The sequence below is a fragment of the Metallosphaera cuprina Ar-4 genome, from assembly GCF_000204925.1.
Taxonomy (GTDB): domain Archaea; phylum Thermoproteota; class Thermoprotei_A; order Sulfolobales; family Sulfolobaceae; genus Metallosphaera; species Metallosphaera cuprina.
This window is the reverse complement of the sequence record NC_015435.1, coordinates 477247-490529: the sequence shown is the minus strand read 5'-3', so window position 1 is coordinate 490529 and position 13283 is coordinate 477247. Positions and strand designations below refer to the sequence as shown.

12 protein-coding genes are annotated in these 13283 nt (G+C 44.1%); 7 read left to right on the top strand and 5 right to left on the bottom strand.

The genetic code is table 11. The annotated features are described in order from the left end of the window. Positions 1-316 precede the first annotated feature (316 nt). Positions 317-592, bottom strand: a complete 276-nt coding sequence (locus MCUP_RS02735) for an acylphosphatase (RefSeq protein ID WP_048057705.1) — start codon at positions 590-592, stop codon at positions 317-319. Between the two features lie 93 nt (positions 593-685). Here MCUP_RS02735 and MCUP_RS02730 point away from each other — a divergent pair, with 93 nt between their 5' ends. Then, positions 686-1762, top strand: coding sequence for an inositol-3-phosphate synthase (locus MCUP_RS02730; protein ID WP_013737139.1), 1077 nt, complete (start codon positions 686-688; stop codon positions 1760-1762). A 230-nt stretch (positions 1763-1992) separates the two neighbouring features. On the opposite strand, the gene ppsA is transcribed toward MCUP_RS02730, so the two are convergent. Then, positions 1993-4326: a pyruvate, water dikinase gene (gene ppsA, locus MCUP_RS02725; protein WP_013737138.1), complete on the bottom strand. Its 2334-nt coding sequence runs from the start codon at positions 4324-4326 to the stop codon at positions 1993-1995. Between the two features lie 110 nt (positions 4327-4436). Then, on the bottom strand, positions 4437-5102 hold the full coding sequence (cdvB1/B2, locus tag MCUP_RS02720; RefSeq protein ID WP_013737137.1) for a cell division protein CdvB1/B2: 666 nt from the start codon (positions 5100-5102) through the stop codon (positions 4437-4439). Between the two features lie 80 nt (positions 5103-5182). Here cdvB1/B2 and MCUP_RS02715 point away from each other — a divergent pair, with 80 nt between their 5' ends. Next, a complete protein-coding gene (locus tag MCUP_RS02715; protein ID WP_013737136.1) occupies positions 5183-5455 on the top strand; it encodes a hypothetical protein in 273 nt (90 codons plus the stop codon). Here the strand turns inward: MCUP_RS02715 and MCUP_RS02710 are convergent. Further along, positions 5445-6881 (bottom strand): UbiD family decarboxylase, encoded by a 1437-nt coding sequence (locus tag MCUP_RS02710; RefSeq protein WP_013737135.1) that lies wholly within the window; start codon positions 6879-6881, stop codon positions 5445-5447. The genes MCUP_RS02715 and MCUP_RS02710 overlap by 11 nt on opposite strands. Before the next feature lie 91 nt (positions 6882-6972). Between MCUP_RS02710 and thrC the strand changes: the two genes are divergently transcribed. From thrC to MCUP_RS02685, 5 genes are read left to right on the top strand one after another with little or no spacing between them, the layout of a single operon-like run. Further along, positions 6973-8154 (top strand): threonine synthase, encoded by a 1182-nt coding sequence (gene thrC / locus MCUP_RS02705; protein ID WP_048057407.1) that lies wholly within the window; start codon positions 6973-6975, stop codon positions 8152-8154. Then, a complete protein-coding gene (locus tag MCUP_RS02700) occupies positions 8141-9475 on the top strand; it encodes an aspartate kinase (protein WP_013737133.1) in 1335 nt (444 codons plus the stop codon). Before thrC ends, MCUP_RS02700 begins: the two co-directional genes overlap by 14 nt. Beyond that, on the top strand, positions 9463-10509 hold the full coding sequence (asd, locus tag MCUP_RS02695; protein ID WP_013737132.1) for an aspartate-semialdehyde dehydrogenase: 1047 nt from the start codon (positions 9463-9465) through the stop codon (positions 10507-10509). The genes MCUP_RS02700 and asd overlap by 13 nt, the downstream gene beginning before the upstream one ends. Then, positions 10506-11168: a PHP-associated domain-containing protein gene (locus MCUP_RS02690; protein ID WP_013737131.1), complete on the top strand. Its 663-nt coding sequence runs from the start codon at positions 10506-10508 to the stop codon at positions 11166-11168. Before asd ends, MCUP_RS02690 begins: the two co-directional genes overlap by 4 nt. Beyond that, complete coding sequence (locus tag MCUP_RS02685) at positions 11122-12351, top strand: Nre family DNA repair protein (protein ID WP_013737130.1); 1230 nt, start codon at positions 11122-11124, stop codon at positions 12349-12351. Before MCUP_RS02690 ends, MCUP_RS02685 begins: the two co-directional genes overlap by 47 nt. Here MCUP_RS02685 and argF read toward each other — a convergent pair. Further along, positions 12341-13264, bottom strand: coding sequence for an ornithine carbamoyltransferase (argF, locus tag MCUP_RS02680; RefSeq protein ID WP_048057406.1), 924 nt, complete (start codon positions 13262-13264; stop codon positions 12341-12343). The genes MCUP_RS02685 and argF overlap by 11 nt on opposite strands. Positions 13265-13283: the final 19 nt, after the last annotated feature.

Below are 13283 nucleotides of genomic sequence, written 5' to 3'. Positions count from 1 at the left end.
CACTTAAGCTTTCAAGCTAAGACAGTGAAAGTGGAGTTTTAATCAAGCTTAGAGAAGGGGTCTCTAACCTTGGGTTCTGAACCAAGTACGGCATAAAATCCACGAAATGGAGCCTCACCTTCTTTATCTTCTTGGTTAACCGGAGACCTCATCAAGCTCCTTACGTGAACGCTACTCCACTCATCCTGAGCTCGTCATTCGTCTGAGACCTTCTCTCCCCTTTTTTCCGCATCTTAACTAGGATTTTAGTTAAATAATGATATTTTCTATTTTTGTCTATATTTAAATTTCTACATAGAAACCGTAGTCAACAGCCTTAATACGTTTCGAAGCTAGTGAACTCTCCTTTATAGCTCTCGAACTTGTGAGTTACCTTAGTTACCAGAGCCAATGGAGGCCCTTTCCATAACTGATCCAGAAGTTTCTGAACAGACTCCTCGTAACCTTCCGCAACTACCTCGACGGTCCCATCAGGGAGGTTCTTAGCGTAACCCTTCAGTCCTAATCTGACTGCGTTAATCTGAACAAATCTCCTGAACCCAACACCTTGAACTTCTCCCTCGATTAAAGCATATAGCCTGACCAGACCCATTAACTTCACCTCAGAGTCGCTCCACCTCTTCACCATTCGGCTAAATCCCTTTCATCACTATATTTTTAACCATTAATCAACCCTAAAAATCCGATGATCAAGATAGCAATTGCAGGACTTGGAAACTGTGCGTCTATGTTAGTCCAGGGTATAGAATATTACAGGAGAATGGGAGAGGATAACTTTGACGGATTGATCACTCCAATAATTGGGGGGTATAAGATAACCGATATTAAGATCGTAGCTGCCTTTGACGTATCCGTAAACAAGGTAGGGAAAGACGTGGCGGAGGCAATATTTGAGAGACCTAACATAACTCCCAGAATAGTGGATATGGACAAACTAGGAGTTAAGGTGTCTATGGGTCCAGTACTAGACGGAGTCGCACCCCACATGTCTGATGTTTTTAAACCGACCGGAGGAGGAAAGTTAGAGTCAGTCATAGACGAGTTAAGAAGTAGCGGAGCGGAAATCTTAATCAACATGCTACCTGTAGGCAGTGAGCAAGCTTCGAGAGCATACGCTGAAGCTTCCCTTGAAGCTAAGGTAGGATTTATAAACGCTATTCCGGTGTTCATAGCTAGCGATCCTACAGGTCGGTTTCCTGAGAGGTTTAAGAAGTTAGGTCTACCTATAGCTGGAGATGACGTTAAAGGTCAGGTTGGTGCCACAATATTCCATAGGGCGATAACGTCTCTCTTCAGGTTGAGGGGAGTAAAGGTGGAGGAAACGTATCAACTCAACGTTGGAGGAAACACCGATTTCTTAAACATGAAGACAGAAGATAGACTGCGCTCAAAGAGGATAAGCAAAACTAAAGCTGTAACTAGCACCCTAGAGAGCGAAGAAATAGAGAGTCAAGGTAGGATAAGGATAGGACCTAGTGACTACGTTCCCTTCCTAGGGAACACTAAAGTGGCTTACATTTACGTAAACGGGAAGGGATTTGCAGGTAGACCGGTTAAGGTAGAGGCCACATTAGAGGTTGATGATAAGTCTAACTGCGCCTCAGTGCTGGTAGACGTAATTAGGGCAGTTAAACTGGCAAAGGATAGAGGGATTGGAGGACCTCTAGAGCAAGTATCTGCGTTCTACTTTAAACACCCACCAAAGCAGGCAAAGGACGATGAAGAGGCGTTCCAATGGTTTAAAGAGTTCATTAAAATGTGAGATTTGTGAAGATAAGTACTCGACGCAAGTCTGTACTATCTGCGGAAGAAACGTCTGTGATGATCATATTAAACAAGGGATATGTACAGTCTGCGAGATGAGCATGTGTGAACTTTGCTTAAGAAACCTTTCTATAGGATATTGCGAGAAATGTGGAAGCTTAATCTGCGAGAAATGTGTAGGCTATTCTAACGGTTCAAAAAGGTTATGTAAAAAATGCGCCAAGACGATCACTTAATACCTCTGAGTAAGATCTTCTGCTCTATGCTAGCCACAAGCCTTCTAGTGTATATAACAGTGTCCGGGTTTATGCTTACGCTGTCTATACCCTCTTTGACCAGGAACTCGGTGACTTCTGGGTAAACGCTTGGTGCCTGTCCGCATATCGAGACCGTCCTACCGTACTTATGAGCGACTCTTATCAGTCTTCTCATAGATCTCAACACTGCAGGGTCTCTCTCGTCGTAATAACCCATCCTTCCTAGGATTTCGGAGTCTCTGTCAACTCCAAGCGTAAGCTGAGCTAGATCGTTACTACCTATGCTGAACCCGTCTACCATTTTGGAGAACTCGTCCGCCATAGTTATAACTGATGGAACCTCTGCCATAATCCAGACCTTGAAGTCTGGTGTCCTAGTTAGACCTTCATCTTCCATTATCTTTATTGCCTTGTTTAGCTCCCAGCTGGTTCTCACAAATGGAAACATAACCCATACGTTCTTTAGACCCATATCTTCTCTAGCCTTCCTTATTGCCCTAACCTCAAGCCTGAATGCGGGTTCATATTGTTGACTAACGTATCTAGATACCCCTCTCCAACCTATCATTGGGTTTCTCTCCTCAGGTTCGAACTCTTCACCGCCTATCAATCCTCTGTATTCATTGGTCTTGAAATCCGAAAACCTAACTACCACAGGTCTTGGATATATGGCTGAGGCGACTCTAGCTATACCGTCTGCAAGTTTATTTACGAACTCCTCAGGTTTCCCGATCTTTATAAGATATAAGGGGTGATGCTTAATCCATTCGCTAACTATGAACTCTATCCTCATCAACCCTATGCCATCAAACGGTAAATCTAGATACTTCTCTATTACGTCCGGTTGACCTAAATTCATGTAAATCTTAGTTCCAGTTACTGGGAAGAGACTAAGCATGGCGTCTCTAGACAACCCTAGGCTTCCAGTCGAGGTATGCGATTCCTGTTTCGGTTCTTCTAAGATTATCTTACCGTCATAAACGACTCCCCTAGTAGCATCGACGGTTATCTCCTGCCCGGTCTCTAGTACCTTAGTGGCCTCCTTTGCGCCCACTATTGCAGGTATACCTAGCTCCCTGGATACTATAGCTGCATGGCTAGTTATCCCTCCCTCATCTGTTACAATCGCTGAGGCCGCTTTCATCACTGGAACCCAGTCAGGATCGGTCATCTTAGTTACTAGTATCTCACCCTTCTGGAACTCCTTTGCGTCCTTGACGTCTAAAAGAACCCTGGCCTTTCCGCTAGCTATACCGGGACTTGCTGCTAATCCCTTTACCAAAACCTTACGCTCTGAGGGTTTCTCCTCTACTTTCACGTCCTCCTTTTTCCTAGAGCTCCAGAAAGTTTCAGGTCTGGCCTGAACTATGAAAACGTTATCAGGGAACTTAAGATCAGAATCTATAGCCCATTCTATATCCATAGGTGTTCCGTAGTGCGCTTCTATCTTAAGCGCTAACTTGGCTAATTCTAAAGCTTCTTCGTCAGAGATGCTTGGTTTCTCGCTCTCCTCCCCCTCTAGATGAACCTCAATGTTCCTGCCCTTATCGTAAACGATCTTTAGATTCTTTTTCGAGATCCTCTTATCTAGTATCTTCAGGTTAGACTTGCTTATTACTATCTCGTCAGGGGTTACCTTTCCTCCTACTACCGCCTCTCCTAATCCCCAAGAGGACTCTATCACGATAAGGTTCCTATCTCCATTAGAAGGATTAAGTGTGAACATGACTCCAGAAGACTTTGAATTAACCATTTTTTGAACGACTACCGCCATCTCCACCTTGGATGAGTCTATCCCTTTACTCTTCCTGTACTCAATTGCCCTCTCGTTGTATAGACTCGCCCAAACTAACTTAACAGCTTCGATTATGTTGGACCTGTTTACGTTAAGGTAGGTATCCTGTTGGCCCGCAAAGCTAGCGTTCTCTATGTCCTCAGCTGTAGCTGAGGACCTAACTGCAACGAGAACTTCTTTACCTGCCATATTGGCTAGCTCGTTATAAGAGCTGTTAATCATTTCCTCTAGATCTGGAGGAAGTTTTGCGCTTAAAATGAGGTTCTTGATTACCTTGCTAGCTTCATCAGGAGATAGATTGAGGGCAGAAATTATCTTTTCCCTCAAACCGTTATAATCTAAGAAGTAGGAATAAGCTTTTGAAGTTATAACAAAGCCAGGGGGTACTCGGATCCCCTGGCTAAGGAGCTCGCCTAGATTTGCACCTTTTCCACCAGCTAGCTCAATCATTTCTTTTCTTACTTTGATGAGTGGGAGAATACCCTCTTCTTTCAAAATTTGAGTGACCAATAAAGTATCCCCACTACCTATTTTGAACCAAAACTTAAAAATCTACTTAGAACATTAAAGCCAATAAAAAATTGTTGATATAGAACTAATGAAGAATTAAAAAGTTAATATTATTTGCCATTATTTCCGTTTTCCGCCTTCTGCGTAGTGCTAACGAATGCGGGAAGGTCTGGGAAGTTCTCCTTCATTCTCTGCTCAGCTATCGCGCTTGCCTCCTGCAATATCTTCCTCGCCTCTGGGCTTGTCGCAGCCTGTTCAAGGCTCGCTCCGGTGAAGTCTCCCGCCTCTATGACTACCTCCTGTAATCCTTCCTCTATATCAGCAATCTCCATGCTGATTTCGGGCATCACTCCCTTTATCGCATTCTTTAACTCTCTTACCACGCCTATGACAGGAACCAGACTGTTGAATACGTCGGCAACCTCAGTCACAGTTTCTAACCTGAGCTGAACCTGTTCTAAAGCTATTTGAACCGCTATCATTTGCCTTGTCATCTTCCTTATCTCCGCTATCTCGTTAGCGTACATGGAGGCTCTAGCGTTGTCCTTAGACATCTGGGCGGTGACTATTCTCTCGAACAGTACTCTGTCTCTCTCCTGCATTTTGGAGATGTAGACTTCTAGTCTGCTTATGGTTGTCTTCAACTTGTAATTAGCGGTAACCAGCTTGTACCTTAGAGGTTGCTTTTGCTTGAAAGCGTTCTTAAATCTCTCTCCAATTCCGGGCTCTTGCCTACCGTTCCAGTTCTTAACGAATTCCTCTACTTTACTGGTCATGTAAGCTCTAATATGAATCTTCAGACGAATAACGTTTAAGAGATCAATCTCATAATACTAATAACAAGAGATGTAAGAGCATGCCGGAGTTCAAGGCCAAAGTAGAGGGAGAAAAGATTATATTGGAAACCGGTAACGGGCTTCCAATTTTAGTGAGGGAGGTTATAGTTAAGTACAGCGTTACCTCTCTCTCACCTACTGATGAGAGGATCAGAAGAACTATTTCCGATGAGATTGAAATAAACAAGACAACAAACAAGATTGAAGTGCCCACTAGAGGATTAGACGTGATTGAGGTTAGCGTAATTTATAAGAAGGGGGATCAAACTCTTAGAGAAGAGCTTACGCTCTAGGCTTTATATTATTCCAAATTTCTGTGACCTTTTTAAGGATTTCCGGATCGCTTTTAACCTCTTCAGGCCATTCCCTTCCTAACTCCTCTTTAAACTTTCTAGTTGCGTCTATTCCCATCTTGCTTCCTAAAGGAGGGCTAGGAACTGTGTGATCTAACGTGTCGTTCAAGGCGTTGGGGACTATTAACACGTCTCTTTGCGGATCAACCGTGCTTGCTATCGCATAAACGACTTGATTTAGATCATGAACGTTCACGTCTTGATCAACAATTACGACCGTCTTTAGGAAGCTCAACTGTCCAGTTCCCCATATAGCCATCATAACTCTCTTAGCCTGTCCTGGATATCTTTTCCTTATAGAAAATATTCCAACGCTGGTGAAGAGACCGTATTCTGGAAGGTTCATATCAACTAAGTCTGGGATGATCATCTTAAGGAAAGGTAGGAATATCCTCTCAACTCCCTTCCCTATCCAGGCGTCCTCAAGAGGAGGTTTCCCAACTGAGGTTACGTGATATATAGGGTTCTCCCTAACGTAAGCCTTCTCCAACTTAAATACGGGGTAATAATCTTGAGGAGTGTAATAACCTAGGTGATCTCCGAAAGGTCCTTCTAGCCTCATGTCATTTAGGTCAACATAGCCCTCAAGTACTGACTCGGCATGTGCTGGAACTAAGATGCCGTTATCTAGCTCTGTAACATCCACTCCTTCATCTCTTAGGATACCTGCAAAAAGGTATTTGTCCAAACCCGGGGGAACGGGCGAGGCAGCCGTCAAAGTGATTATTGGATCAACTCCGTTTACGATAGCTACTGGAACTTTAGTTATGCCAATGTCCTTATATTTTAGGGCAGACATTGATCCTCTTTTGAAGGCCTGCCAATGCACTAGCGCTTCTCTCTCATTAATTATTTGAACTCTATAAATACTTAGATTATTGATATTTTTTTCTGGATCTTTAGTTATTACAATAGAAAAAGTCATATATCGTCCAGCATCCTTCGGCCAGGTCTTTGTTGCGGGTAAGAGCTCCAGGTTTAATCTTTGATCTTCTTCAAATGAAGGTCTCCTCTCCTTCGGCATGTACTTTCCCATCTTTAGAATGGAGGGGAGGGACTTAACTTTGTCAAGCATTGAGGTAGGTAGATCGCCGAAACTCGAGAGGAAGTTCTCCCCTATACTCTCTAGCTTATCGGTTCCGAAGATTTCGTATATCCCATCAAGAGAGTAGTAAACGTTAGTTAACACTTTCCAGCCAGGATAGCCCTTTACGTTATTAAAAAGTAGAGGAGGGGCGTGAGAATATGTAGCTATCCTCCCTAACTCGGCTATCTCTAAGTCAACGTCAATCTCTTGGTTAACTTCTATTAACTTACCTCTTGAGCGCATGTGGCTTAAGTAATCTCTCAGATCTTTGAAGGCCATTTGAAACAAAGAGCCCCATAAAGTTTAAATTTTTACATACATCGAGCATGGAAGTTGGTGACATACCGTTGGAAACAAACTAGATGGATCCATGCGTTGTATTGAATGTGGGTTCCAAAGCGAAATAGATCAGAAATTAATCACCTGCCCCAGATGTGGAGGGATATTGGAAATATCGGTTAAGTTACCTCCCTCCTTCTCGTTTTCCAAACTAAAGGGGAGAGGTGTTTGGAGATATTCCGAGGCGATAGCTGGAAACTATAGGAAAGTGATAACCATAAACGAAGGCGGAACGCCCCTCATCAAGGGGAAAGTTGGAGAGGTTTACTATAAGTTTGAGGGTGCTAATCCAACTGGAAGCTTCAAAGATAGAGGAATGACAGTAGCGATAAGCTCAGCAGTGAACGAAGGTTACAAGATCGTAATAGCTGCCTCTACTGGAAACACGGCTGCGTCTGCCGCAGCGTACTCCGCTAGGGCCGGCCTTAGAATATATTTAGTTCTCCCTAAGGATAAGGTAGCCATAGGGAAGATAGCACAGGCTGTCCTTTATGGCGCCACGATCTTAGAGGTTGAAGGAAGTTTCGACGTTGGAATGAAGGCAGTAATGAAGCTATACAAGGACATGGGTATAGTTTACCCATTGAACTCTTTCAATCCGTGGAGATTGGAGGGACAGAAAACCATTGCCTATGAAATTGCTGAGGAGATCAGGGTTCCTGATTTCGTTTTCGTACCGGTTGGTAACGCAGGCAATATATACGCGATCTGGAAAGGTTTCACAGAACTAAGGGACGCTGGCATAATTGATAAAATACCTAGGATGATAGGGGTACAGGCTGAAGGCGCTTCCCCCATAGCTAAGGCCATAGTTAATAACTTAGATACTCCTCAATTTGTAGAGAATCCTGAGACCATAGCTACAGCTATCAGGATAGGGAAGCCGGTAAACTGGAGGAAGGCCATGAAAGCGATAAAGGAGTCTCAGGGAACTGCAGTTTACGTAAGCGACAGTGAGATAGTGGAGGCCCAAAAAGAGTTAGCTAGAACTGAAGGCATAGGTGCTGAACCTGCCTCTGTGGCCTCTTTCGCTGGATATAAGAAAGCTATACAGGAGGGTCTAGTAGATAAGTCAAGTGAGGTTGTAATAGTTTTAACTGGTCATGCTCTAAAGGACCCGGACTCAATGATTAAATCCTCGGCTAGGAGGATATTGGTTAACCCAGATCATTTGGAGAACGTAATTCTGGGTGATCTAAATGCCGGTAATTAAGATAGGGGGGTCTATACAAAAAGACGAGAGAGACTTTGAGTTAATAGCAAAGAGGATAGAGAGATACGCAGATCAGAAGGGAAAGACTGTTGTAGTCACATCGGCCTTGAAGGGAGTAACTAACGGACTTATAGAAGCTACTGAGAATCGGGAGAAGGCGGTCGAGATAGTGAGCGAAATCTACGACAGACACGTTAAACTCCTCTCCAAGGTATCTGAAGGGGCTGAGTTTGAAAACGCGTTCAAAGCTCTCTCTAAACTAGCAGACGAGCTGTTCAGGATAGCTTGGTCGATAAAGGTTTTGGACGAAACGTCAATGAGAGTTAGAGACTACATCCTCTCGTTCGGAGAGAGGATGGCAAGCGTAACTTTAAGCGCTATGTTAAGAGCGAGGAAAATAGACGCTGAGGCTTACACGGAACCTGTAATCGTCACGGATGACTCATTTGGTGAAGCTAACGTGATAGAGGACCTATCCGCTATGGAAGCTAGGAAAGTTTTAGACACTAAGTCTAAGATAGTTGTGGTTCCAGGTTTTATAGGCAAAACTCAGACTAACAGATATACAACGGTAGGAAGGGGCGGGAGCGACTACACCGCAACTCTCTTAGCTAAGCTATTGGGTTTCCCCGAAGTCAGACTGATAACTGAAGTCCCAGGTATCATGACTGCGGATCCTAGGAAGTTTAGCGGAGCTAGAACCATATCAAGGTTAACTTTAGAGGAGGCGATGGAGTTGGCTCAGATGGGGGCTAAGAGACTCCATCCTAGGACCTTTGAGCCTATGTTAGATCGAGACATCAAGGTTTATATAGAGGGATTATATGATGAAGGGTTTACTCTCGTTCAGGGAGGTTGTAACTCATTGGACAAGCTCAAGGGGATAGCCGTTCTAGAGGACTTAAAGCTAATCTCTGTTGAGAGCACTAACATTGTAGGGAAGATAGGATCCGCGGCCAGAGTTATGGAGACCGCAAGGGAGGCAGGGGTTAACATAATTTCGTTATCGCAACCCGCCTCTGAGACTACAATTCATATAGTAGTAGACTCCATGAACTCAAGGAGGCTAACGTCCAGGCTTCAAGAGCTTAGAGACCTAGACAGCGTGAGAGTCGAGGACGTTAGCGCTGTGAGCGTGGTTGGTTGTGGACTAAGGAATAAGGACCTGTTTAAGGAAGTACTCAGAGAGGCTTCATCCTTCGAGCTGGCATCCATATCTAGAGGCCTCAGAAACGTTAGTGTGACGTTCTTAACGAGTAAAGATGAAGGTTTTAATTTAGCTAAAGACTTACATGAGGTTGTTGTAAAATGGATAAACTGAGAGTTTCACTTCTTGGAGCCACAGGAATCGTAGGACAAAAAATGGTGAGACTCCTATCCTCTCACCCTTTCATAGAACTAACAAAGGTAAGTGCGTCTCCATCAAAGATAGGTAAGAGGTACATTGAGGCGGTGAAGTGGATAGAAGGATATGAGATGCCTGATACGGTAAAGGACCTCAGGATTGTCTCTACGGAACCAGAGGATCACAAGGACGTAGACGTTGTACTCTCAGCGTTACCTAACGAGTTAGCAGAAGGGATAGAACTTAAAATGGTAAGGGAAGGAATTACTGTGATCTCTAACGCTAGTCCGTTCAGGATGGACCCTGAGGTTCCACTAATCAACCCTGAAGTTAATTGGGAACATTTGAGACTTCTAGAAACTCAGAGACAGAAGAGAGGATGGAAAGGACTTCTGGTAAAGAACCCAAATTGTACGGCTGCAATTATGAGCATGCCGCTCAAGCCTCTTCTTAAATATCATCTAGACAACATGATATTAACTACGTTACAATCCGTGAGCGGGGCAGGTTATAACGGGCTAGGTTTTATGTCAATAACAAATAACATAATTCCATTTATAAAAGGAGAGGAAGAGAAGATACCAAAAGAGTCTGGGAAAATGCTAGGTACGTTAATCGGAGATTCGATAAAGAACGTGGAGTTTAGAGCTGCGGTAACAAGCACTAGGGTACCGGTGAAGGTTGGCCACACTGGGGTGATGTACTTGTTCTTTAACTCCCCAGTTGACGCAGAGGAAGTCAAAAGGGAACTCTCTTCCTTCAAATCGTTACCTCAAGAGAGGAACCTCCCAACAGCACCTAAGACACCGATAAGGGTTCTAGAGGGCGAGGATAGACCCCAACCGGAGCTGGACGTTAGGGCGGAAGGCGGGATGGCAATATCCGTGGGCAGGATAAGGAACGAAAACGGCGGACTGAGGATGGTAGTTTTAGGAGATAACCTTGTTAGGGGAGCCGCCGGGATAACGATCCTTACCCTAGAGGTAATGAAAGAGCTGGGCTACATATGAACGTTGATTTTCACGTCCACTCTGTGTTTAGCGATGGTAAACACGATCCAGAGGTTTTAGTCAACCAAGCTAGCAAGATGAACATCTTCATAGCTCTGACCGATCACGATACCTCTAGAGGAGTTTCAAGGGTAGAGGGAAAAGTTATACCCGGACAGGAGGTTACAACCCAATACGGTCACGTGGTTATACTTTGTAGCTTCCCACCTGACCCACCTTCCGATTTGACTTCCCTAGTTGATTACTCCTATCAGAACTCCTGCATTCTTTTCCCTTCTCATCCATTTGACGTCTTCAGGAAGGGGATAGGGAAAAAGATATATGAATTTAAATTTAATGCAATTGAAATATATAATTCTAAGGCCCAAAGATGGGCTAATAGGATGGCTGAGACCGCGTCTAAGCAGTTAAGCTTGATAGGGTTAGCTAACAGCGACTCTCACGTTAAAGAGTCGTTAGGGTCCGCGTACAACTACATAGATCTTGATGAGTTTAATGTAGAAGAGATTCTAGAAAAAGTGAGAAAAGGTCATGTCTACCCTAGACCAAGAGGACTAACGATTACAGCTAAATTAAAGATTGCCCAATGGTATATAGAGAGGAAGCTGGGTCTTGAGGAAAATTCCAGCAGAGCTCTGCGTGAGATGCAAAGGAACTAAGTTCCTGTGCGGATTAACTTCCTGTCCCATAACTGAAAGGTTTAGAGCCATAGTGAACTCTACTTCTAAGATATCCCTTGAGAAGGGACTCGTAGACGGATCCACGCCTCCCAGCGCGGTCGTAGGAGAGAAGGGATATCCTAGGGTTTCTATAAGCCTTAACGTAGCCCCAGGTGTTATAGGAGATCTAGCTAAGGTTTATGAAGACCCTGTAAATTGGTGGGGAAAGGCGTCAATATATGATATAATTAATTTTAGATCCTCTCTAATCTCAAACATTTCGTCTGTAAAGGTAACCGATGTGTGGAAACTTTACGAGAAGGAGCTATCTTTGGCCGTTGTGTCAGAAAAGCCAGTCAGATCAGAGACTAAGATAAGCGGTAAGTTAGAACCCAAGCTCAAATTTGATGGATATGTTATGCCACGTGGTCCTGCCGCTAAGGCAGAGGAGATAAAAATAGTGGAGAACCCTAAAGTATCCAAGGCCTTAGAGAAGTTGATACATGATGACGTTAAGTCTAATGATGGTATCCTAACTCTCTACAGGAACGGAGAGAGTATATACAGCATAATAGATGCCCTCTCCCTCGGTTTAATGGGCGTACGCAAAGATAGGAAACTGGTGCCTACAAGGTGGGCTATTACAGCTGTCGATTCGGCCTTAGGGAAAGAGCTGAGAAATAGGGTAGTGGAAAAACCTCAAATCAATGAGGTAACGATTTTCTATCAAAGCTATCTGGGAAACAACTTTCACGTGATATTATATCCTTCCTCTTACTCTATCTCATGGGTAGAGATTTGGCATGAGATGGGATTATGGTCAACGGACATGGTTATAACAGACCTTAGAGAAGACTACTGGGGAAAATACGACACTTTAGACGGAGGCTACATGGCTGCCAGAACGTCAGTCCTAGAATACCTCGATTCGATCTCTAGGTCAGCGGGCGTGATCATAATAAGGGAAATAACTAAGGACTACTTCGCACCGCTAGGCAACTGGCACATTAGGGAAACGGTGAAACGCTCTTTTCAAAATAAGATAGCTGTTCTCAACTCATTAGTGGAGGCGATAGACTTGGTTCAGTCCAGACTTAAGGAGCCTAAGGTTAGATTGAAAGAAGTTAGAGCCATTAAGGAGGTACTAAATCAGTCTAGAATAGACTCCTTCTTTAGAAAATGAGGGAGAAAGCGGACATAGCGGTGTAAAGCCTGTTCTCGGCTTGATCCCAAACCTTACTCTTCTTACCATCTATAACCCCAGGTTCCACTTCCTCCCCTCTTACGGCAGGAAGACAGTGGAGGAATATCGAGTCGGAGGAGGTGTATCTCATTAGGTCCTCGGTCACTTTATACTTAGAGAGCAACTCTCTTCTTTTTTGAGCCTCTGACTCCTGGCCCATGCTTATCCAGACGTCCGTGTACACTACGGAGACGCCTTTGACCGCATCGTATGGGTCTTCATAAAACTCGATTATCGCTCCACTTCCCTCAGCCTCTTCTTCTATCCGTTTCCAGACGTCCGGTCTAGGTCTTAATTCTTTAGGAGAGGCCACCCTCATCTCCAGACCCAACTTCGCGACGAAAGCCATCAGGCTCGCTAGGACGTTATCTCCACCGTCCCCTATGAAGGCTATGGGTTTATTTAACGTTCCAAATATCTCCTTGATCGTCATAAAATCGGTCAAAGCCTGAAGTGGATGAGAGAGGTCACTGAGAAGGTTTATCGTAGGTCTATTAGAGTACTCGGCCAACTTATGCAAAGTCTCATGTTTCTGAACTCTTGCACCTATCCCGTTTACCATCCTACCAAGTACTCTCGCAGTGTCCTCTATAGGCTCACCTCTAGAAACCTGGATGTCGTTCTTACTCAACACCGTTGCCGTTCCACCTAACATCGAGACTGCAAGCTCTGAGCTAACCCTTGTCCGTGTGCTAGGTTTCTCAAAGAACAGGGCTATTCTCTTACCCTCTAGAGTCTTGGGAATCGAGTTAGTCATCACTTTCTCCTTAAAAGAGAAGGACACGTCTAATAGCCTTTGAATGTCCCACTTATCCAGATCAAGAAGGCATAAGAGATTTTTACCTTTTAGCATCATTTAAAAGACTATTGCT